This is a genomic window from Parapedobacter composti (genome assembly GCF_900112315.1).
Lineage (GTDB): Bacteria > Bacteroidota > Bacteroidia > Sphingobacteriales > Sphingobacteriaceae > Parapedobacter > Parapedobacter composti.
Genome location: NZ_FOLL01000001.1, coordinates 287,688 through 311,434, shown reverse-complemented (window position 1 = coordinate 311,434; position 23,747 = coordinate 287,688). Strand labels below are relative to the sequence as shown.

General features: G+C 48.0%; 16 protein-coding genes. 2 read left to right on the top strand and 14 right to left on the bottom strand.

Annotated features, from left to right (window positions below; all coding sequences use genetic code 11):
- Positions 1-230 precede the first annotated feature (230 nt).
- The 5 genes from BM030_RS01150 to BM030_RS01130 form a co-directional block, all read right to left on the bottom strand.
- Positions 231-1,424 carry a FecR family protein gene (locus BM030_RS01150; RefSeq protein WP_211657485.1) on the bottom strand — a complete coding sequence of 398 codons (1,194 nt, stop codon included), beginning with the start codon at positions 1,422-1,424 and terminating at the stop codon, positions 231-233.
- Between the two features lie 100 nt (positions 1,425-1,524).
- Positions 1,525-2,133, bottom strand: a complete 609-nt coding sequence (locus BM030_RS01145) for an RNA polymerase sigma-70 factor (protein ID WP_090970224.1) — start codon at positions 2,131-2,133, stop codon at positions 1,525-1,527.
- Between the two features lie 148 nt (positions 2,134-2,281).
- Positions 2,282-4,003 carry an alpha-L-rhamnosidase-related protein gene (locus BM030_RS01140; RefSeq protein WP_244518592.1) on the bottom strand — a complete coding sequence of 574 codons (1,722 nt, stop codon included), beginning with the start codon at positions 4,001-4,003 and terminating at the stop codon, positions 2,282-2,284.
- Between the two features lie 106 nt (positions 4,004-4,109).
- A complete protein-coding gene (locus BM030_RS01135) occupies positions 4,110-6,365 on the bottom strand; it encodes an alpha-L-rhamnosidase-related protein (RefSeq protein ID WP_090970220.1) in 2,256 nt (751 codons plus the stop codon).
- Positions 6,366-6,445: 80 nt separating this feature from the next.
- Complete coding sequence (locus tag BM030_RS01130; protein WP_090970218.1) at positions 6,446-9,241, bottom strand: family 78 glycoside hydrolase catalytic domain; 2,796 nt, start codon at positions 9,239-9,241, stop codon at positions 6,446-6,448.
- A 313-nt stretch (positions 9,242-9,554) separates the two neighbouring features.
- On the opposite strand from BM030_RS01130, the gene BM030_RS01120 reads away from it, so the two are divergent.
- The gene (locus tag BM030_RS01120; RefSeq protein ID WP_211657484.1) at positions 9,555-9,935 is read left to right on the top strand and encodes a co-chaperone GroES; all 381 of its coding nucleotides are present in this window, start codon (positions 9,555-9,557) and stop codon (positions 9,933-9,935) included.
- Between the two features lie 10 nt (positions 9,936-9,945).
- Here BM030_RS01120 and BM030_RS01115 read toward each other — a convergent pair whose 3' ends face one another.
- The 9 genes from BM030_RS01115 to rhaT form a co-directional block, all read right to left on the bottom strand.
- A complete protein-coding gene (locus tag BM030_RS01115; RefSeq protein WP_244518589.1) occupies positions 9,946-11,052 on the bottom strand; it encodes an SGNH/GDSL hydrolase family protein in 1,107 nt (368 codons plus the stop codon).
- Between the two features lie 130 nt (positions 11,053-11,182).
- Positions 11,183-11,662, bottom strand: a complete 480-nt coding sequence (locus BM030_RS19775) for a hypothetical protein (RefSeq protein ID WP_170845590.1) — start codon at positions 11,660-11,662, stop codon at positions 11,183-11,185.
- Positions 11,650-14,274, bottom strand: a complete 2,625-nt coding sequence (locus tag BM030_RS01105) for a glycoside hydrolase family 78 protein (RefSeq protein WP_090970214.1) — start codon at positions 14,272-14,274, stop codon at positions 11,650-11,652. Before BM030_RS01105 ends, BM030_RS19775 begins: the two co-directional genes overlap by 13 nt.
- A 70-nt stretch (positions 14,275-14,344) precedes the next feature.
- Positions 14,345-15,637: a Gfo/Idh/MocA family protein gene (locus tag BM030_RS01100; RefSeq protein WP_244518586.1), complete on the bottom strand. Its 1,293-nt coding sequence runs from the start codon at positions 15,635-15,637 to the stop codon at positions 14,345-14,347.
- Between the two features lie 46 nt (positions 15,638-15,683).
- On the bottom strand, positions 15,684-16,850 hold the full coding sequence (locus BM030_RS01095) for an alpha-hydroxy acid oxidase (protein ID WP_170845589.1): 1,167 nt from the start codon (positions 16,848-16,850) through the stop codon (positions 15,684-15,686).
- Positions 16,840-18,231: an FGGY-family carbohydrate kinase gene (locus BM030_RS01090; RefSeq protein WP_170845611.1), complete on the bottom strand. Its 1,392-nt coding sequence runs from the start codon at positions 18,229-18,231 to the stop codon at positions 16,840-16,842. The genes BM030_RS01095 and BM030_RS01090 overlap by 11 nt, the downstream gene beginning before the upstream one ends.
- Complete coding sequence (locus BM030_RS01085) at positions 18,231-19,505, bottom strand: sugar isomerase (RefSeq protein ID WP_090970210.1); 1,275 nt, start codon at positions 19,503-19,505, stop codon at positions 18,231-18,233. Before BM030_RS01085 ends, BM030_RS01090 begins: the two co-directional genes overlap by 1 nt.
- Positions 19,506-19,594: 89 nt before the next feature.
- Positions 19,595-21,721, bottom strand: a complete 2,127-nt coding sequence (locus BM030_RS01080; RefSeq protein WP_090970208.1) for a bifunctional aldolase/short-chain dehydrogenase — start codon at positions 21,719-21,721, stop codon at positions 19,595-19,597.
- 44 nt (positions 21,722-21,765) lie between these two features.
- On the bottom strand, positions 21,766-22,842 hold the full coding sequence (gene rhaT, locus BM030_RS01075) for an L-rhamnose/proton symporter RhaT (protein ID WP_090970206.1): 1,077 nt from the start codon (positions 22,840-22,842) through the stop codon (positions 21,766-21,768).
- A 183-nt stretch (positions 22,843-23,025) separates the two neighbouring features.
- On the opposite strand from rhaT, the gene BM030_RS01070 reads away from it, so the two are divergent.
- Positions 23,026-23,637, top strand: coding sequence for a hypothetical protein (locus tag BM030_RS01070; protein WP_090970204.1), 612 nt, complete (start codon positions 23,026-23,028; stop codon positions 23,635-23,637).
- The last annotated feature ends 110 nt before the right edge of the window (positions 23,638-23,747 follow it).

The window sequence follows — 23,747 nt, the reverse complement described above, 5'->3', positions numbered from 1 at the left end:
TTAAAAACAAAGTCAATTTCATAATCAGGAATAATCTGGATCCACCGATGCTGGATGCTATCGGGATCTTTTTGGTTATTTTTTTATACATTTGAAACAGCTTTATTAATTGGTTAAACGTATCATTGATAAAGTTGAATTCGGAGTCCTAATGGGTTCTTTCTCCGGGGGTGTCCCACCACTCCCGGTTTTTACCTATTGAGACTTCTTTGTATGAATTAATCGTCAGTCTATTCTGTCACGATAATCCTCCTTTCTTTTAGTTCAAAACGCGCTGTACCGGTAATTTCCAGTGCTTTAAGCAGTTGGCGAATATCTTCCATTTTCGAAATGGTCCCATCCAACCCTTTCTGCGGAATATTACCCTCGTAGTGGATATCCACATTATACCACCGGCCAATCTTTTTCATGGCATCGGCCACCGGTTCATTATTGAAAAGGAAATAGCCGTTTTTCCATGCGGTGGCCTCCTCCACATCGACCTTCCGGATGGTGATTTTATCTTGGTTAGGCCAAGTCTCGGCCTGCTGGCCAGGATTGAGCAAGCGTGATTCCCTGCCTTTTTGCACCTGCACACTGCCTTCCAGTAATGTGGTCCGCACGGACGGCTCATCTTCATAAGCGCTCACATTGAAGTGAGTACCCAGCACCTTGATGCGGGTATCTCCCGCGGTAACTACAAACGCCATGTCCTTAAAACGCTTTACTTCGAAGTACACCTCCCCGCTAATCGTCACTGTCCGTTCATTCTCAGTAAACATGATGGGGTAGGTTATCGATGACGCCGCATTAAGCCATACTTGCGTGCCATCGGGTAATGTGACACCGTACTCGCCGCCGAGTGGTGTGCTGATCGTATTCATGATTGGCTTTGCCACGACTTTATCCATATCATATATCAGCCGCCCCGCTTTTATGCTCAACCGGACGCCATCCATCGTCTGTACTACACGACCTTCAAGACTATCCAACGGAATAGTGCTACCATCTGCCAATGTAAGCGTTGCCTGCTTGTGCCCTGGGAGTACAGTCGATACGGAAGCAGGTATCCCAACGTCTCCCGCGCTTCGTGCAACCAATTCATGTTCAGTGCGCTGCCAAAAATAAAATAACAGGCTAAGCATGATGCCAGCGGCTATCGCAGCCGCAAACGGCCATTTTTGCCACATCCTTCTCCTATCTTGTTGTCTGGCAAGACTTTTTTTATACCTATTGTCCCCAATGATATCTGCATACATCTCCCATGTGGGGATATTGATCGGTTGACCACGTCCGGTCCATTCGGCAATCTCATCCATGACGGCCTCCATCTCGGTATTATCCGGATGTTCTGATAAAAAATTCATCAGCTCTTCGTACTCCTGCGAAGAGATATTTCCATTCCAATAGGACGTAAGGAGGCGCCTAAGCCTTTTTTTGGTCATCGTCATAAAGGTTACCTAAACAGTCATTCAGACGTTTATTATTGGTCTTTCTTTATAAACGAATAAGAGGAACGATCGGGTAGGTTAAGAAAGGAAAAAATTAAATTGCCAGAACCGATAAAGCGAAATACAAAATATCATGCTTTATTAAATACTGCTTTAGGGTCTTCAGTGCAGTGACTAAATGGTATTTGACAGTATATTTGGATATATTGAGCCTTTCTGCGATTTCGTCGTAGGTGAGTCCATAAAACCGGCTCATCCGAAAAACGACTCGCTGCTGACGGGGCAATTTATTGACCAAATCATCGGTAATCCGCGTAATTTCATTTGAATGAATCGTTTCCTCAGTTTGGTTTGACAACTGTTCCGGATATGTAAGCCATTCCTGATTAAACCGCTGCACGATGGCGTTTTTCCGGAAGGCATCGATGGTAAGCCGCCGCACATGGGTAAAAAGATAGGGGTAAAGCGGCAGGTTCTCAGATAGCTTTTCCCTATGCAGCCATAGTTGGATGAACGCTTCCTGTGTAACTTCCTTACTTAGCTCTTCATTCTTTGTATAGGTCAACGCGAATCGGTATACCCGTTCATGCAAGGCAAGGAAGATCGACTTAAATGCTTGTTCGTCTCCTTGGCGCAGCCTGATAATCGATGCCGGATCAATGGCCTGCTTATGCGATGCGACGTGCGGTGTTTGATTGCCCATGAGTATGCTTCAATTATTCGCAATATAGTGCTTGCACAGGAAGCGTTTATAAATGGTTTCATGTCTAAAAGACACTTACAAAAGCTAAAATATGCATTTTTAAACAGCCATCCATCCTGTGGCATCCTGCCCTCAGGGAAAAACAAACTTACATGCGCTTAACTTTAATGCCTTTTGGACTTCTGACTACCGTTTTCACTTTTCCGTCCGGTTGTCTTGTATGTTTTACATAAAGTACCCCGCGAGGGGTAGGAAATGTTCCTTCCACATAGTCCAAATCGCCCAGGTTAGGAGCGATGACAATCTCTCTACAACCCGGAGCAGTCACCTTAATACCCAGTACATGCTCGGTAAGCCAAGCGGTGGGCCCCGAAGCCCAGCCGTGGCACAAGCTATGCCTGAATCCTACATAGCAATAATCCCCATAATCACCGTGAATGTCCTTTTTTCCCTCGGGAACCAATTCATCGATACGTCCGGCGTTGGGCAACCATTCCAAGTTAAAGTCTTCCCAAAAAGTAGTTGCCCCTAAATCGAGCATGGCTCCCCAATAGTCTCGAATCACGTCCAATGCTCCTGTATAGTTACCCGCCTTGGCCATTGCCTGCAGCATATAGTATCCATAGAACGTGGAAAAATTCTTGGCCCCACCTACAGACAGCACCTGATCATTGGCAACAGCCGCTGGCACCATATCTACCAAGGCCAGCAGTGCTGCAGCCTGTTTAGATTGTTTCATTTCTGGCACGTATTGCCTCAGTCTACCCACCGCTTCTTCGGCAATACTTTGCGTTTCGGTATCGCCGATGACTTCACCCAGCTTGGCGGCTGTGGTCAATGACCATAAGGTCATAGCCTGCAGCCCGGCATGAACTGCTGCGGTATCTTTACTGGAAGGCCAATCCAAGAAACGGTTGCCATCCATCCGTTCTTTTCCATCAGGTCCAACCTTATTCACTATCTGCTTAACCAGTTCGGCCAAATAAGGTTGCTGCTGTTTCAGGTATGCCAAATCTCCATGATGCATATACCAGTCATAATGGAGGATGATCCACCACATGGAGTATGTACTGATACCCGACATCCAGCCGGGCAATGGCGTTACGTCGCGGGCCAAATCCAAGCTCTTTGGAACCACGTTATTATAACCGAATACACTATTTACGGTAGCCACCTCAGGATGCAGATCCCCTACCCAGACTAGGCGATCACGTTTTATGCCATCCCATAGATAATCCTGCATATTGAGATGGACGGTATAAGCCCCGGTTTGCCAAATCCCATTAAGGCGCTCGTCATTACTTTTAAATGACCCCAAATAAGGAATATCCCGATAGGTAAAGATTGCACGTACTTCTTTTAGGTGCAGTTCTGCTGCGCTGTCCAGCAAATCAATGCGGACAAAACGGAAACCGCTCTCTCCTACCTGTATCTTCCCAAGCCAAGGCACCTGTATACGGAAATCACGTATAGCATGGTCATTAGTAGCGCCTTTTTCATGTAATTCCGCCATGGCTTCACTAGCCGATTCGCCGAAACGGACTCGAATATTTCTTGGTGTATTGCCGGGCGACCACATACCCGTCACTATTTCCAGTCCGCCGTGTAATTCCGTACCAAAGTCAATCAATAAACTGCTTTTTGCCGAACCCTCGTTTTTTAACACGCAAATGCTGGCATTGGTTAGATCGGCCTGTCCGATCCCGGGTTTAAGCAGTTGCTCTTTATTCTTTACTGTTCCTTGCTGCCATAGAATGCGTACTGGGTGAAGATATTCGCGTACACGTTCGTCACGCAGGGCAGAGTCTTTTGCTATTTGCGAGTAGGAGAATGCAATACAGTGGCTTCCCGCCATCCAACAAAGCATCATTAGTCGGATTCCTTTACAATACGCCATTTAATTCGGTTTATAAATGTATACTTTGCTTACCTGTGCTCCCGTTGTTAGCGAAAAAAGGGATACGCACAGCACACAATCAACGATAGATAATCGCAATCTGATAGCTGCCGGACGCCAACTCTGGCATTGCTATCCAATTTCCTTTTCTTTCGGTTCTGACCGTTCTGCCGTTAATTTGGACATTAGGTTTCGCCTTGCCGGCTACAGGCAACTCCACCCTAGCCACAGTATTGACAGGTACCGTCAGTTGCACCACGCTGGCCGATGCTTCCTGCCGACAGGATAAGGCTATCGTTCCTTTTATGGTCGGTATGTTAATCCGTGCCCATTCGAGGGATCCCAGTTGCGGTCTCACCCGAAATCTTTTCCAACCCGGTTCAACCGGTTCAACTCCCATCAACTTCCGCGGAATAGCATTAGCCGGCACCGCACCCCAAGCATGGTTCCAGTCCTGGTTAGGCTTGTACTTATTATCCCAGGCCTCCATGGTAATGGTACTACCTGCCCGAATCATGTTGTACCAACTGCGATCACTCTGGGAAGCAAGTAACGATAGGCCGTAGTTTCCATCTCCTCCCTCATAAACTGCATCCATCAGGAATTGGCTACCATACACGCTGCATGCCATCCCTCGCGAGCGAATGAAATCCATTACTTCGCTGACATGCTTTTCCGGCACCAAACCGAAAGCCATAGCCATCATATTGGTATGCAGGGATGCGTGATCGGTGTCAATTCCATCGCGGTATGCGCCCGCTTTCCTGTCCCACAGCAATGACTGGAAGGCAACATACGTTTCGTCTGCCTTTTTCAAAAAAAATGCAGCATCATCATGCATTCCAGCATCTTGTGCCATTTTTGACATATCCTGCAGCGCTTTATAGTGAAAAGCGTTAATCACAGCATTGTAGTCTGTGAAAACAAAACCGTCTGTTTCTCCATTACCCACCATGCCAAAACCGCCCGTATGCGGCCAATCCACAATGTCACGAAGAGAGTCGCCACGGTAGTGGATTGCTTCCATCAGTTCCGGGGTCTGTTTACCCATCCTTGTACTGATGAGTCCATTACGTTCCCGGAGCGGCAGCAGCAGCTTGGCTTTCAGGTCGTCATAGTGGTAACGAACCGAACGGATATCGCCTGTGTATAGGTAATCGTTGTATGCCATCAGCACCGATTGGAGAATCCATTCTGTGGGCCATGTCGCGTTATGGAGCAGGTATTCATGCGAACGACGTGCCATGCTGTATTCCTTATCCACACTGTAATGGCAAAGCTGGTTGATATAAGCATCAGCCTCGTAAGGGATCCGTTCACGATCGCCATCAACATAGATGCCCGCAAATGATGTGGCCTTGATGCTGTATTTACACAATTCCCATACCGCATTAAGTACCGAATCCGAGCTTTCGAAATCTGCCGCAAAGTCGTCAAATGGATAATGAATCGTTGAGCGGACGACAGCTACTTCGTCCAGGCCATGGCTGCCCCCAATCTCGACATACCGAAACGGCAGTACCTCGCCGATATAATCTGGCATTTTTATGGCCTGTGGCCCCGTATTCCGCTTATCAGGCCGGAACTGCAATTGGTAGGTATGATGTCCACGTATCAGCGGCACCCGGTATTCGGCATAACGGATGGTGCCACCGGGTTTACGGTTGATACTTCCATCCGAATTAATTGCCTCCCCGAGCCGTACAATGACCGTGTCGTTGCCTGCAAGCGATGTTATGGTCAACCGCAACTGCCCGAATGCGGCCTTACCGAAATCTATCCGTACCGTATCGTGCACTTTCACCATTTTTACGGGTAACTCATCCGTACGCAATAAGGGGTAAAAGGCGGTTTGGTAGTCTTTCAGTGTATCTGCCGTCCAAAAACGGCTAACGGAAGACCAAGCTGAAGGTGTACCTGCACCGTCCCATACCATAACTTTCCAATGATACGCTGTATTCGGCGCTAACGACCGGCCCGCATACCGGATATTGGTCGATTCATCCGACTTCACCTTGCCGGAATCCCATACCTCCCCCACATCCTTAGCTAAACTGTCGCTGCTTTGCGATATTAAAATACGGTATGCTGATTGGGCAGTACCTAAACGGGTATCCGACAATTGCCAGCCCAGAACCGGTTGCTTTGTGGTTATCCAAGGTCGTTGGCCCATTTTTTTTTCATATCCGGCAATAGGGTAGCCATTGTATACCAAAAGATCCGTATGGTGCAAGTGTTCTACGTGCAAATGCTGCACTTGAAGGGATTGGCCGTTTAAAATGGATGCCGTTATTAATAACAACAGGCCCGAGAGGTTCACAGGTTTTGAGTACATGAAATTGTTAATAAAAATACAAACACAAACGTTCAACTTTAGCTATTGACTATACAATTCACATACATGAATTCTAAAGCTTAATCACCTAACAGATACCGACCTGGTTTCAATTCATAACAGTGCCTACCGTCTTTCTCTCCCAGTGCACTAATGGTACCGTACTTCGATATATCGATAGCATCCTCTGGTTGTAATTGCAGTATAGCCACAGTATTCGGCGGCACTGTGATATCCAGCTGCAACCGCCCGGACATTCTGGACCAGCGCAATTTAATCAGCCCCGAAGGAGAATCGAAGTTCGCCGTTGTCCATACTACATCTGTTGCGTTTTGCGCTGGGGGTCGGATAATAAATCGGCGAAACCCGGGATAATCGGGATGGCGCCGGATACCGGCTAGACCATCAATATACCAGGCACCGGGATAAAGATAAGAACTGTGCAGTAATGAATGCCCCGGCAGATCTTTCTCCCACATCTCCCATATCGTCGTGGCTCCATTTGCTTTCATATAACCCCAGCTGGGATACGTCTCTTTAGACATCATCGCATATATGAGATCATCCCTACCTTCGTTGCGGAGAAGTTTAAAGAGCAATGCACCGCCGGTGATACCTGCGTGAATATGACCACTCCGGACCTCGCGGATTTCTCTTTCCAACCGCTGCATTACCCCATCACGAATTGGCGCAGGTGGTATTTCTGCGAGCAGCGCCGCTGCCAGATTGGCCATAGAACCGTCGGCATAAGAATTATCCGCTGCATTGAAAAAGTGGGTATGTATTGCTGCGGCTGAAGCCTCTGCCTGCTTTTCCCATCGGTTAGCTTCATTTTTCTTTCCCAACAGCCGGGCTATTTTAGCCGCTGTGCGCATGTTAAATACATAGTATGCATTATTGAGGCACAAGGTCTCGGGCTTATCATTATTCATCCCTTCCGCAGTAGCATCCGGCCATAGCCAGTCGCCCAAAAAATCCCACTGTCCGCCGAACCGCTGCAATAAATCTCCTTGCGTATGTGAATTTAAAAAATCCAGCCAACCGCTGATAAGCTCAAAATTATCGGCCAACACCCGCCTGTCACCATAATGTTCATACATGAACCATGGCAAGGTAACTACAATACCGCCCCAGGCTGGACCTCCCCCACCCCAATATGTCGGTGCCGTATGGGGCAACACGCCATTCTGGAGTAACCTACCGCTGCCGACTGCCTTTCGGGCATAGCTCGTATCTAACATATTGCCCACCATCGACTCTGTGCCCTGAACATCACGCCAGTCTTGCATCCACTTGGTATAGAAAGCTCCCAACTGATAATTGAACATCCCCGTCTCGCTTGTTGCATGGGCGTCACCCCCATATCCCATACGCTCACGCTGAGGGCAGTCGACAATGTACCCACCCAAAGAAAGGTTTTCGAATGTCCATAAGACACGGTCATATATCCAGTTCTGCAACGTATCGGAACATTCGAACCGGCTAGCATCACTGTAGTCCGTCCGCACCAACCAGCCTCTTATATCGTCCACTCTGGGCTTTTCCTTTAACCCCTGTATAGTGATCCATCGGCCCGAACTATAGTTAAATCGGTTCCGGAATACCCCTTTCCTACCCGGCCCAATAACATAAGCGCTATACAGATTAAATGTCATATCGTCGTGCTCCCGTTCTGAATATTGGAAACGGATGGTATCCCCTTCATTGCCGTTAACCGCCATCTCCATCCAACCGGCGAAGTTTACTCCCATGTCCACACGATACGAACCATCGGGTCTTGCTTCGATGCTGACGGGACGTATTTCACCGAACAGCCGGTTAGCCTCTACCGGTTGGGCCGAAAGCTGTAATTTTATCGCATATACGGTGGCTGCTTTCCATGAGGTTTCATCACAGGTCAAGTCATTCCAATCAGGCACGGTGTTGCGGTCATCCCAGATTTCGCCACCCATCTTGCCGAAATCCCATTTGCCAAGCAACCGATTGGGGCTGGGATGGGTCTTCCACGAAGCATCGGTACATATGGTTGCCATCGGTACAGCTCCATTTTTCGGCGACTGCTCCTTGTAGACAGCAACCTGGGCCGTCACAAGTGGTGTGAGCGGTCGACCATCCTGTAAAATATAGGCAGGAAAAATAGACCATGAAGTCCCCAGCCATAACGCTATTACGTTAGTGCCCTTACGAAGCTCAGGAGCGATATCATACGCCACATATCGTGCGCGTTTTGTATGATCCGTCACAGCCGGCGTCAATACTTGGTCTCCTATCCGCTTACCGTTGACATACAATTCATGGTACCCTACAGAGGCTACAAACAATGTGGCTTTTCCGGGTTTTTCAGGAAGTTCTATCAGTTTTCTAAACCATGGGTCACTGATATTATTGTCGCTGACGGAAGGATTGTAAACTTCGTGGCTGCCTATCCATTTGGCCTGCCATTCGCTGGGCATGAATAAGCCGGTGGACCAAGTTGCTGTTTCACTCCACGCCGATTCCGTACTACTCTCATCTTTTACTTGCACCTGCCAATAATACGTCCGATCGGATTGCAGATCTCGGCCACTGTATTCAATATGCTGCATATTATCTGATGCTACCCAACCGCTATCCCACATGTCGCCCTGCTCCTGTGCGAGCAGCTTGTCGACAGACGCTACCAATACCCGGTATGCGGTCTGCCGTTGGCCGAAACCACGGTTGTTTGTGGCTTCCAGTTTCCAGCTGAACCGCGGTTTCATTATATCCAGCCCGCGAGGATTTATGAGGTACTCGCAACGCAGATGCTTGGGGTACACCGAACTTCTTTTTTTAGCATTGGCAGGTGATTGTCCGACTATATTTACAAAAATCAATAACAGGATCAATTTATTCATTTGTGGATGGTTCTTCCTTAGGCCCTTTTGCTTTGCGTATTATCTTTATGGGCGATGACAAGCGCCGCACGAACCGTTTTTAAACTAATTGGTCAATAACAAAAGTAATGCGCTCCAATTAAACAACCATCCCGCACTGTCCCATATCACTTTGGCGGATCATGGGATGGGCCGTTTGGCAAAGATTGACGCAAACAATATGTCATATTGGCACAGCACCATATTCTGCATAGCTTTTGCTAATATAAATTTCAACGCTGCCATAGCAAACAGGCGGCACAGCATAGTGGAACGGCAATAAGCTATTTTTCTTATGACAATTCAATTGACTGAAGACAACAAGCTAAAAAAATTGATCGTTGTTGGCGATCGGGTATTAATCAAACCCACTGTACCCAATGAACGTACAGCCAGTGGACTCTACCTGCCGCCGGGTGTGCAGGAAAAAGAGAAAGTGCAATGGGGTTACGTAATGAAAACAGGACCAGGGTATGTATTGCCGGTACCCGCGGAGGACGACGATGCCTGGAAGCCGCAGGACGAAAAGATAAAATATATCCCATTGCAGGCCAAAGAGGGTGATTTAGCTATCTTTCACGTAGGAGCTTCCACGGAAATACAATATCAGGGAGAGAAATACTTCATCGTACCGCAAAGTGCCATCCTGATGCTCGAACGGGAAGAAGAGTTATAAAATTGAAAAACTACTCTATCGCGTATTTCCGCAAAATCGTTTGTAATGCCGGTTTAAGTTTTTGCAGCATCCGATCAAAACCTAAGTCATTTGGATGCGTACCATCTGTTGTACCTTCATTATCGTCACCCAACAGCCCATCAGCGGTAATAAGATAAAGATGTGGATCCGAATGCTGCAACAACCTGATTTCCTTATCGAAATTAGCATTCTGGGCAGCTACCCGTTCTGCTATTGCGCGATCAAAGTTGCCGCTTTCGCGCACAATACTCTGAACGGCGATGATCGGCATTTTAGGATGTTTACTGCGAATGGTCTTCACCAGATTGGCAGTCCGTTCTGTAATCTGCTGTGGCGATGAATTAGGCACACAATCCAATATCAAGGCATCCATCGGTAAAGCCGTGATCATTTCCGCAACAGTAGCTTCCATTTTTGCATTACCACTTACTCCCAGATTGATAAAGTGGTGGCCCGTCTCACGCGATAACCGTGCAGGGTATGCAAGGCCGGGCCGACTAGCCGAAGCTCCGTGCACAATACTTGACCCGTATATCAGGATACGATTCCGGAACGGATCGGGTCTGGCTGCCAAAGTAGCCCCCTCGGTTACGCCGATGTGCAGTGATATGGTTTCATCATAGAGCGGGAGATACAACAAACACTCTTTATCGCCGGAAGCCATGTTCTGAACCAAAGTAAACTCATTACATTCATTGGTTGCTGGTCGTGCCACGCCCGCGTATTGCCACCGGCCATCACGCTTGATATACAAATCCAGACCTTCGTGTGCAATAGCGGTCATATTATTGCCGGCCTTTCGATCACTCGTACACCACTTTACCGATAGCCGTGTACTGTTGGTGCTGAAGCTAAGGGCCAATCCTGCCGAATGTGTAAGCAGACGCTTCACTGTTTGCGGAATAGCTGGAAACGCTGCGGTGTCTATACGGTGGAAATAATGGTCACCAAAATGAGCTTTTCCAACTAAGGTAAGTTCACGGGCATCGGTATATTTCCAGAATGTTGATTCTTGCGCAAGCACTTCGCTCGTTAACGTAAACTTACAAACAACTATCGATATCCAATAACTTATCCGCATTGTACTTTTTTTCACGAAAGTAATAAAAGCTTAAAGGTATAAAATTTTCAAAGGGGGTTCCGGGATTTTTTTGGAATTCCAGAACCCCCTTTGGTTTATGCCATACTCACTCCGTTTTAAATGATGAGGTGTACAGCGCTTAATATTATCTTCTATAAGTACCTATCTCAGCGATGGCGGTAAACGTTCCATTTTTATAGTCGGATTTTACTTCAATTCGGAAATGCCTGAACGAAGCTGGGGCTATTAAATCGAAATATTGTTTGACAGCACTATTTTCAAACGTATAAGGCCCTAAAGACCTCCAAGTTTGACCGTCGCGTTCCTTGTTGCCGAAGGCGAATCCGTGCCCGGCCCCATCCTCAAAATCGGCAATACTAACAGCCGCTACCGCTTTCCTATTGGCGCACGCGCATTCGTGAAAGGATGGAACAGCCACGGCCCCGCCCACCATTGTGCGGTGGGTATAGGCCACCTCAGCAGCAAAATTGAAAAATTGGGAAAACTGCTCAGCATGGAAACCATCAAGGTATGCTAATGCATCAAAGCAATATAGTGGTCGGTGCGCACAGACCACCACATTGACGACGTGCTCACTTTGGTAACCGACGCTTACCGTTTCCACTCGAGGCGATGGCTGCCGGCCATCAGTGTACGCGGCTCTCCGTCTGGCAATAACAACGTAGCTGTACTATTGGCCGGGATAATGACTTCAATGGCCACTTTTTTACCCTCTTTTTTCCAACTGCTTTTGATTGTACCATACGGTCCATTAAACGATGCGTCAAAAGCATCTAATCCCTCCACAAAATGTGGTTCAATCAATACATGTTTAAAGCCCGGCCGGCTTTCGTCTGGCTTGATACCACCCAGTCCCTTAAAAAACCAAGCCCCGATTTCTCCGAACATCATATGATTGTCCGAAATGTCTCGTTCGGCCTCAAGATCCCAATTCTCCAGCAGCGTGGTAGCTCCGTTTACAATCCACCAGCCCCAAGAGGGATAGGTGTCGTTGGCGGCCAATTGATAGGCCAGATCGGCATATCCATTTTCGCTCAACGCGTTCAGCAGTGCTTTGGCTCCCAAGACGCCGACGTCAATGTGGTTACCATCTGCGCGTACACGATTGGCAAGCCGGGCGGCGACCTTGCTGACCAGCGTATCCGGCACTACATCCCACATCAATGGCATGCTCAGTTCAGTTTGTGTACCTGAGGCATAGATGCCTGTTTCGGGGTTTAAATACTTGTCGTTTATTGCCTTCTTGATGAAAGTGGCTAACTCGGCATAACGATCATAATCTGCTGTTTTACCAAGTATTTTCGCAGCCTTTGCCAAGATAACGGCATCAACATAGTAGTAAATAGATGACGTTAACTCCAAAGACGATCTGGACTTAACAGGAACCCAATCCCCCCTGCCCCATGTTGTTAATCCGTTAGGACTGATCCGGGTAACGTAGTCAACATAACGTTTGATGGATTCATAGTTATCCGAAAGTGGTTTAGTATCACCGTAAAACAAGTACAGGTTCCACGGTATGATGGCGATGGTACTCGTCCAGTCTGTTCCATTGGCTGTTCCGTACCCCCATCCACCTGTTGGAATGATATCCGGCAACACGCCATTGGGCTGTTGCTCATCGCGGTGGTCGGCCAGCCACTTCTCATATATAGTGATGCCGTCAAAATTATAAAGTGCTGTTTCAATAGCAAAGTGGCCATCACCCGTCCACCCATTTTTCTCCCGTTGCGGACAGTCCGTTGGATAACCAAATAAATTGGATAAGTAAGAATTGTTGGCCGCCCATGCGATGCGGTCTACTAGTGGATTGGATGAACGGATCTGTCCGATAGCAGGGACGTCACTATGCATGAAATATCCCACCAGGTGGGTAGAATCTAGTTGGACCGGTTGGCTGCTTGTAACCTCTACATACCGGAATCCTTTATAATTGAAACGGGGCATAAATGTCTCCAGCCCTCTGCCTTTTAACGTAACGATATCTGTCTGAAACGGATCGGTATTATCCGTCGGCCTATAATACACATCGATATTCGACAGATCAACCCGTCCGTTTTTACCAAGACGCTCACCATGTTTGAGCCGTAACTCCGTACCGGCCGGGCCTGATATCGTTAGCTTGCTAACACCCGCTATATTGCGTCCTAAATCAAACAAATAGGTAGAGTCATTGAAGCGGATTACTTCTTTGGGCCGAATTTCTTCGACATTACGAATGGGATGAAGCACCTGAGCAACAACATGTTTCGAAGGGGCAGACCGATAAATTACGCCTTGCCAGTCACTATCGTCAAAATCGATCGTATTCCAGCCCGCCTGTTCCAACCTTCCGTCGTAGTGTTCTGCAGTGTAGATATTATTGGACGTAATTGCCCCTCCGCTGGTTTTCCAATCACGGTCAGAAATGATGGTTTCCACCGTTCCATCTTCATAAGTAATCCGGAGATCCAAACAAAATGCCGGCCGGTTCCGCCATGGTGCCCTGTCAAAATCCCATACAGCGCGGGCCTGGTGGTTATACCAGCCGTTGCCCAATATAACGCCGATTGCATTCGCGCCTTGATTGACCAGGTTGGTAACGTCGTGAGCCACATACAGTGTACGCCTATCATACCGGGTATACATCGGATCAAGGCGTTGATCGCCCACGCGTTGGCCATTCAAATATAACTCATAGAGTCCTGCCACGGCAATATAGGCTCTCGCACTCGTTATCCTTTTCGGAGCATCGAATGTTTTCCGGAAATAGGGTGCCGGCCGATAATGGATATCATGTCTATCCGAAATCCATGCGCCCTGCCATTGCCCGGCATCCATCATTCCTGTCTCGAAAAAAGCTATGTCCGCTGGTCTATATAGCTCGCCCAGTGTGCTTTTAGCTTCGATTTTCCAGTAATACCGAGTAAACGGTTTTAGCCGAATTCCTTCATAAACCACGAGATTTACGTCGGCCATCACTTCGCCAGTATCCCAGCATTCACCTCTGCTTTCTGCAACAGCAGAAGAATCGGTGCCTACCACTATACGATATGTGTGTTGGGCGATACCTTGCCGATCATCGGCCATTCTCCAAGTAAAACGCGGTGTATTTGTATCAATTCCGAGCGGATTGGTAAGATACTCACAACGAAGATCGTATAAAAGCCTATCGGCAGCAGATGCAGCAGTACAGCAAAAGGTCAGGAAACAAGCCAAGAAAAACGTGCTGCGCATAATTTCAACGGTTTAAATAACTCAAATATACGTTACTATTGCTGAACGGTCATACTGCACTGTCCTGTGATTACAGCACTTTGGTAAGTCCGGGCGTAGCGACCGCCGGAGTCGGCCATTGCGTATCCCAATCGAAAGCATCCAATGGGGGGCCGAATGTCACGTCTGAAGCCATTGCCTGTTCCCAGGTAATTTCTTTTCCACTATATCCCGCCATAGTGCTTAAGATGGCCAGTATGGTACTGTTTGCCGCCCACAGGCCATCGTTAATCGGCTTTCCGGCCTTGATGGATGCAAAAAGTTCATTATGTTGCGTCTGGTACATGTTGTTTGTTGGGCCATCATACGACCATGGCTTCGCCCCAGTTATTACATACTTACGGCCTACTTCTATGGACGCGGTTCCTTCCGAGCCAATGATATCCACGCTGTTTCGGTTGGTACAGCCCGGTTGCTGACGGGTAAAATGATATCCCTTGACACCGTTTTGAAACTCAAACTCTACCGCAAAATGGTCATATATATTACCGTATTTTTCGTCCACACGGACCTGCCGTCCACCGGTACCTATCGCTTTATAAGGCAGCCGCCCGCCCATAGCCCAAAGCATCATATCCAGGCTGTGGATGGATTGCTCAACAATGATATCCCCCGAAAGCCAATTGTAGTAATGCCAATTACGTAACCGATAGACCAAGTCGCTCCAGCTGGGCTGTCGGGACTGGAACGGCAGTTCCCCGCCAAACCGGAATGATGACAACGATAGCACTTCACCAACGGCACGTTGTTTGATTTTTTCAAACAGGGCCCGCTTCCGGTAATCATACCGGAAACAAAAGCCGGAAACAAGGGCGATGTTTTTTTCCTTGGAAACCTTTACCGCCTCAAGCACCCGCCTGATTCCCGGTATATCTACCGCTACGGGCTTTTCAAAAAACACGTGCTTCCCTGCCTCTACGGCCGCAGCTAAATGCATGGGGCGAAAATATGGGGGACTGGCCAATAATACAACATCCACACCGGAATCAATAAGTTGCTGATAGCTGTCAAAGCCAACGAACCGGTGCTGGCTGTCTACCTTTACCCGTTTTGCATCCACTTGTTGCAGGGCATGCAAAGCGCCTGAAAGCCGATCTTCAAAGATATCGGCCAATGCAGTGATCTCTACATTTGGATCTGCGCGCAACGCTTGGACAGCCGCGCCCGTGCCGCGCCCCCCGCAGCCAACCAGGCCCACCTTGATGCTGTTTGAAACCGGTTGTTTGGAAAAAAGAAATGCCGGCGCGGCCATAGCTGCCGCACCAATACCTGAAGTTTTAAGAAACTGTCGTCGATTAACGGTCCATTTTGGCATATCGCTCATGGGGGCCAAATATAACCAATGGTACCTAAAGTTGATAAAGAAATGGTTATTTGGCTGGCGTGATCAACGTGCCGGGAAAGTCTCCTACCCGCTCGCAACACACTTGTTCCATTACCTGCTTCAACTGTGCTTTAAACATTGCCACGGTATGATCACCTCCATGCTGGCCCAACGCGGCTACGCCATACATAAACGGGCGCCCCATAAAGGTGAAATGTGCCCCGCAGGCCAGTGCCCGTCCGATGTCTGGCCCCGATCGCAGACCACTATCAATCATCACTTTAATTTTATCGCCATAGCTGTCCGCCAGTCCTTTCAGGGGCTTGATGGTCGACTCTCCGGCATCGATCTGCCGACCACCATGGTTAGAGACGATAATGCCATCTGCACCTAAACGGATGCTTTCTTCCATGTCTTCGGCACATACAACACCTTTGATAACCAGCTTGCCTTTCCATAGGTCGCGTATCGCTTTCACTTTATCGGAATCCACTCGCCCTGTAAACGTGGCGTTCATAAATTTACCCAATTGGCTCAAATTCATGTCGGCGCCCATATAAGGCTTCAATGTGGCAAATTCGGGTATACCTACCCTTAGCGTTTCGAACGCCCAAGCCGGACGCATGGCCGCTTGGAGGAAGTTACGGATATTCATCTTGGGCGGCATGGATAGGCCTGCTTTAATTTCACGATACCTCAACCCGAAGGAAGGCACGTCTACCAACACAACCAATACAGGGCACTGCACAGCTTCGAGCCTATGTAGAATATCGTCGCGCAGCTTATTTTCAGTAGGATGGTACAACTGAAACCAAAACCGCGACTCGGTAAGTTCCGCAATGCGTTCAATACTGCTGGTAGACACCGTACTCAAGGTATACGGTATATTGTGTTTCAATGCCGCTTTTGCCAATATCTCCGGTGCATTGGGCCACATCAGCCCCTGCAGCCCGATAGGCGATATACCAAATGGCGCATCATAGACATGGCCGAACAGTTCCGTGCGCATATCCACCCCATTATGCTTTTTGAGGTACCGTGGCATCAATTGGACATCCCGGAAATCAGCCTCATTGCGCAACAGGTTTATTTCTTCATTGCATCCGCCTTCAAGGTAGTCAAAAGCAAACTTGGGGATGCGCCGCTTAGCCTTCTTTTTTAAATCTCCCACGGAGGGGTATTGCGGGTTGTATTTTAGTAATTCAGAATTCATTATTTGTTCCTTCTTGCTGATGTGCGTGAGCATAAAAACGCAGCGCTATCAAGTCGTTGGGCAGCGTCCGTTTATTCCAGACATGGTGGATAGCCAATGCGGCACCTACCGCTGTGGCCTGCGCCATGGAGGCTGCGAATACCTCCATCTCGGGGAACGCATCGGCCAACAGGTTCATGTAAATGGCATTTTTGCTAAAACCGCCATCAACAAATATACGTCCTACCTGTGAGCCTTTAATGACGAGTCGGGTAGATTGTTGCTGCAGATCCACCAGGTCCATCATCAGTCTATGGTACGCTTCTTCAAATGACTGGTAATCTGAAAGATTACGTTGATTAAAGGCCGACACTTTGCCTCCAATGGACTGAGGGCCTTCAGTCTGCTGCCGCAATTTATGCACTATTCCTGCATTATAAGCCATATTTCTGTAGCGGCTGGTCGGTTGCCCGAAATGTGCTGCAATGCGCTTGACTTGTTGCTCATGCTCATATCCGGCAAAGAGACGCGATGCTTTCACAGGAGCACCTTTGTAGTGCATATAGCAGAGGCAATCGGCGTCCAGTTCGGCCTTGGTAAGTGGCGTATGGTTAAAGGGATTTAATGTAATGCACCAGGTGCCTGTTGAGATAAGCACGAAAGGTTCGTGGAAACTCACCAAGTACGGGATCAACGCGGCAGAGCTGTCGTGTAGTCCCACGCCCACACCGTATCCATTCCCAGGGAAAGAAGCCGGGAACACCTCATCTCCAGGTGCCAACGGCGCCAGTTTTTCGATAATTCCTTCTTGTCGCACCCATTCGTGATAATCGTTTCTCGAAAAGTCCCATAGGTGTGTATGGCAGCCGATGCTGGTCATATCGGAATACATGCCGCCCGATATGAGAAAGCTGAGGTATTGCGGCAGATGCAGGGCATAATGGATGCGCTCGAAAAGCGCAGGCTTTTCGTACTTTATCCGGTATAGCTGTAACCCCGAATTGAGACTACCCAATACGGGGGAAGCTGTCGTGTAAGCCAACTGCTCTTCGCCCCCGTAAGACTCATAAAACTTGCGTTGCAAATTCACCGGATAGGGCTTTAAGTAGTTGTACAATGGAGCCAGTGGTTTACCATCCGCATCCACGTATACCAAACTTGCCCCATATGCTGCAAAATTGATGGCCCTTACCTCAAACTCCGGCTTCCGGAACACCTCGTGCAGCGAATCGAATACTGAAAGCCGGAGGCTTTCCAGATTTTCACATGGATCACCGTCTTCATCTATGGTTTCGGTAAACCGAGCCGAACGCTCAAAGACTATTTGGTACTGTTCATTGAAAAGAAACAGTTTCTTATTGGTCTTGCCTACATCAAATATTGCTATAACTGGTGTCCTCATCACAACCCTGTTGCCACCGTTTTGGTTCCACGTTCACGAATCAACTTTCCCCTGATATCTTGCTGCCTAAACAGTTGAATAGGATTCAATGCTGCCCCTGCACGTAGCCGGGCTTCGGCAACCAATGGCCGCACGTCCGTACGGAAGGCTTCCTGAAGCACTTCTTGGGCACGCACCACATCATTGGCCGCCTGAGCTTGCTGAAGCGCTGCGCGGTCTACCAACAGAGCTTGGGCATAGGCAATGAGAATCGCTTCAACAGATTGCAACAAGTCTTCCAAGGGATCTTTCAGGTTATGGGACGCATCAATCATCCACCCTAAATCCTTGGCATGTTCCATTCCCCGGGCGTCCATGCCTTCCACAAGTTCGCTGAATATCAAGAACAATTGATAAGGTTTGATGCTTCCGGTGGTCAGGTCGTCATCTCCGTACTTTGAATCATTGAAATGGAAGCCTCCAAGCTTGCCTTCCATTAACAGAAGCGCGACGATCTGCTCAATATTGGCGTTGGGTAAGTGGTGCCCAAGGTCCACCAGGGTATACGCTTTTTCGCCCAACTTGCTTGCATACAGCAATGATTGACCCCAATCGCCCACAGTAGTTGAATAAAAATTTGGTTCAAACGCCTTATATTCCACAAACATTTTCCAGTCGTCCGGCAATGCCTCATACACTTCCTGTAAACTTTCTAATGTGTTTTGGAATGCCTTCCGGAAATTGAGTTGACCGGGAAAGCTCGATCCGTCTGCCAGCCAAACCGTCAGCGATTTAGACCCCAGTTCAACACCATGTTTAATCACCTCAATATTATGCTCAACAGCCTGCCTGCGTACCGCCTTATCCACATGCTGCATGGATCCGAACTTATAGCTGAGCGCCTGATCGGGCTGATCCTGGAAGGTGTTTGAATTCATGGCATCGAACGCCAAACCATGCTCTTCAGCCAACGCTCGTATTGCAGCATAGTCTTTCGGAATGTCCCAAGGGATATGCAATGATATCGCTCCGCTGGATCGGTTAAGCGCATGCAAAATACCAATATCGGCAATCTTTTCCTCCAGGTTACGGGGTTCGCCCCCGCCTGAAAAACGTCCGAAGCGCGTACCGCCAGTGCCCAACGCCCAACTGGGAATCGCAACTTGGAAATCGACCAACTTCTGTACAATGTTTACCGCGTTCGGCAGGTAGTCTATCACCTGCGAAAGCCTGCGCTGATGCGCTGCCATTAACTGCTGATTATGCTCAGCTATCTGATTTTTATCAATGTTCATAATAGGTCTATTAATCAAAACTAACAGAGAATTGCCAATCAATAACCGTTAGGGATATTAAATTGACAATTCTGCTAATAAAACATAATTTAACGTACGAATGCCATGGCTACCCCGCCGTCTACATTCAGGACGTTGCCAGTAGACTTGTTCATCAAACCTCCCACGAGTGCGAAACAGGCATTAGCAATGTCTTCCGGAAGGATGACCTCATTGAGCAAAGTACGTTTGGCGTAATAGGCCGGTAGCTCTTCTACCGTGATGCCATAAGCCTTGGCCCGCCCTTCAGCCCAGCCCCCAGACCAAATATTGCTGTCGCTGATGACGGCATCGGGGTTTACCACATTAACCCGGATTTTATCAGCTCCTAACTCCGCGGCGTTTAACCGGCTCAGGTGCAACTGCGCAGCCTTGGCCGAGCCATAGCCAGCATTGTTGGGGCCGCTTACCAACGCATTTTTACTTACAATGTTTACAATATCGCCTCCAATGGCTTGTTTTTTCAGCACGGTAACGGCAGCTTGGGTTACAAAAAACTGTCCCTTTACCAATACGTCATACAGCAAGTTCCAATCCTTTTCCGTGTGGTCTTCAATTGACTTGGAAATGGAAAGTCCCGCATTGTTCACCACAATATCTACACCTCCGAATGCCAGTGCGGCCGTATCAAATGCCTGTTGGATTTGGCGGGCATCGGTAACATCCAGCCGAGCGGTCGCATAAGCATCCTTTCCAAATGCTTGATGGAAGTCACCGGCCGCCCCTTCCAACCGGTCACCATTCAGGTCGTTGAGGAGAACCACCGCCCCTTCCTGAACCAACTTCTTGGCAATGGCCTTTCCGATCCCTCCAGCACTGCCGGTAACCAGGGCAATTTTTCCTGAAAGTGGTTTGGGCTTGGGCATACGCTGCAACTTCGCTTCTTCCAACAGCCAATATTCAATATCAAACGCTTCTTGCCGTGGTAACGATGTGTATTCCGATATGGCCTCGGCACCCTTCATCACATTAATGGCATTGATGTAGAATTCGGCAGCCACCCGCGCTGTTTGCTTATCCTTGGAAAAGGAGAATAGTCCTACACCGGGATAAAGGATAATCACCGGGTTCGGATCGCGCATGGCCGGACTATTGGGATGTTTGCAGGCGTTATAATAGTCCTTATACATTGCCCGGTAAGCCTCAAAAGCCGGAGTCAACGAAGCTTTCAGTGTCTCCAAATCCGTTAAATCGGCATCCGGCGCGATGTCAAGGACCAGCGGACTGATTTTGGTTCGCAGAAAATGGTCGGGACAACTTGTTCCCATCGGCGCCAAGCGATCCAAATCGTTTGAATTGATAAACTCCAACACCCGCTCATCATCAGAAAAATGCCCTACCATGTGGCGTTGCGACGAGCAGAAACCGCGTAGCACCGGTGCCAAAGCAGCGGCCTGTTTTCTTCGGTCTTCAGCCGGAAGGGCGGTCATTCTCTGCCCACCGAATACGGGGCGCCGCTTACCATAATTCGCTTCGAGGTATTCTGCACAACGCTCGATAACGGTGAGCGTATTAACATAGCTCTCATAGGCTGTGTCGCCCCACGTAAACAATCCGTGCGATCCCAGCATAATACCCCGGATGCCTGGATTTTCATCCAGGCACTTCCGTAATTTAAGACCAAGGTCAAATCCTGGTCGCTGCCACTCGACCCAGCCGATTTCACCTCCGAACAGCTCTTGAGTGATGCGTTTGCCATCCTTTGCCGCGGCGATAGCTATCGCCGCATCCGGGTGTAGGTGATCGATGTGCTTAAACGGCAAAAAGCCGTGCAAGGGCGTATCAATGGAAGGCGCTTTGGAATTCAGATCATAGATGCAGTGGTTAAATAGCTCCACCATCTCATCTTCATGTTCGATGCCTTTATATATGTGTTCAAGGCTCCGTAAACGGTCAACATACAATGCTGCCAGACCGCTCCGGGTCAACGTACCGATGTCGCCGCCGGAACCTTTAATCCACATTACTTCGGTATTTTGCCCTGTTAGCGGATCTTTTGCGATGGCTTTGCACGACGTGTTCCCCCCCCCGTAGTTGGTAAGGCGCAAATCTGCACCCAATAAATTGGAACGATAGAGCAACAATGCAACCTCATCGCCTTCCAGTTCGGCAGCTTTAGCTTCATCCCACAGATAACTCACATGCTTAAAAGATGCTTTTCCAATAATCTCAGCCATTTTTATTTTGATTTTTATATGTTATGATTAAACCCATATCCTCATCAAAGCGCCCTAGCCAAACCCACCAAGATGATGGATAAGATGATGACAGCGATACCGCTGATGATAGTGGCATATGTCTTTTTGCTTACGCCCTTCCATTCTTTCAATATCACCCCCCAAGCGTTTGCGATTAAAATAATGAATGCCATATGCAGAATCCATGAACTTGCGCCATTTCCGAGCCGGCTTTCACCCATTCCGTAAAAGAAAAATTGCATGTACCAGGTCGTTCCGGCAAGTGCGCAGAACAGGATATTACGCGTAATAGGAACTTTCGTATTCACGTAGTCACCGAAGGTTCGGTTACGGGCATTTAAAAACATACACCATAAGAAATTGGTAGTAAGTCCTCCCCAGAGCACCACCACATAGGTAACATTATTCTGGAACAAAAACTCACCTTGTCCCGGGTTTTCAGCCTTCCAAAGTGCATTGGCGACGTTGGCCATCGGCTTACCCGCTTCCAGTCCGAAATTGAAACATGCGCTAAGAACACCGGATATTATACCTACCAATAAGCCCAAACCAAACCGGTAGTCCTTATTGCCACTGGCATCAGCGGTCGCCCCTGCAAGTTCCCGCTCCTTCAGCACACCTGCCTTACCACAAAGCCAGATTCCCGATATACACACCACCAGCCCGAGTAACATGGTCAGCCCCGATGCGGTTGTGAAGAACAAGTCAATGGTTTCTTTACCTTCGCTACCATTGAAATAATAGAATATGGACGGTACCAAAGAGCCAAATACCATCGTTAGCCCCAAAATGATGCTGCTTCCCAATGATACGCCAAGATACCGAACCCCCAGTCCATAGGTTAACCCTCCGATACCCCACAACAATCCAAATAGATAGGAATACCCTAACGTGCTGCGATCGGCATTCCTGATAATTTCATCAAACCCCGGAATGGTCAGGTAAGCGGCCAACGGTGGCACAATGAGCCAAGAAAAAAGTCCTCCGATTATCCAGAACGTTTCCCAAGCCCATCCTTTCACACGTTTATAAGGCACATAAAAACTACCTGAAGCAAATCCACCGATGAAGTGGAAAATAACACCTGCTAATACTTGCATAACAATATGGTTAAACTGGTCATAAAAATCGACGCAAGATAGTCAAGCCGAAAAAATGAACTGTTATGAGCTGTCATGTTTGCCTAGTATTTCTAATTTTGTATCACTAATTCCGATTTAAACAATAAATCCTGTAATATCGTGTTGTTATATTTAAAAACTTAACTGAAACGTTGACGAAACATGAAAAACACTACGTGCTTGATTTTACTGGTTGCTTCAATCGCTTTTTTTGCAAACGTCTTTGGCCAAACCTCCAGTCGCCGTGAGCCCCCCAAAGGGTCGCTCACCAGCGGTACGATTGACAGCCAATTCATCTACCTCTATGCAATTTCGAAGACCCAGGATGGCATTGAGCATGTTCGTCAAGCAAACCTCGAGCGCATCCGGAAAAACGTAGCCGATAGCATCCGCGCATTGACCGCGGAAATTGCCAACCTCAAAGCGAAAGACGGAGACCAGCAAGCGGCGGTGGACGCGATGACCGACTCAGTCAACCGACTGAAACAGGAACTTCAAACTGCTAAACAAGAAAAAGACAGCTTTTCTTTTTTGGGCATTCCGTTACAAAAAAACCTGTACCATTTAATCATGTGGGGATTGGTGTTGCTGCTGGCCCTGGCTTTGGCCTTCTACATCTATCGGTATAATCAGAGCCACATCGTAACCCGCAATACCCAAAAAGCCATATCGGAACTCCAAGAGGAGTTCGATCAGCACCGAAAAAAGGCCATGGAAAAAGAGCAGAAGCTTAAACGGCAATTGCAGGATGAGCTCAACAGACGTATGGGTTAGCATAAATCTGATTCTTTGCATTTAAATTTGCTTTTAATTCTTTAAAGCGTATTTTTGCAGTCCGAAATTAAGGCCTGTATTTTGCCTTTATTACATTGGTTTATAAAATT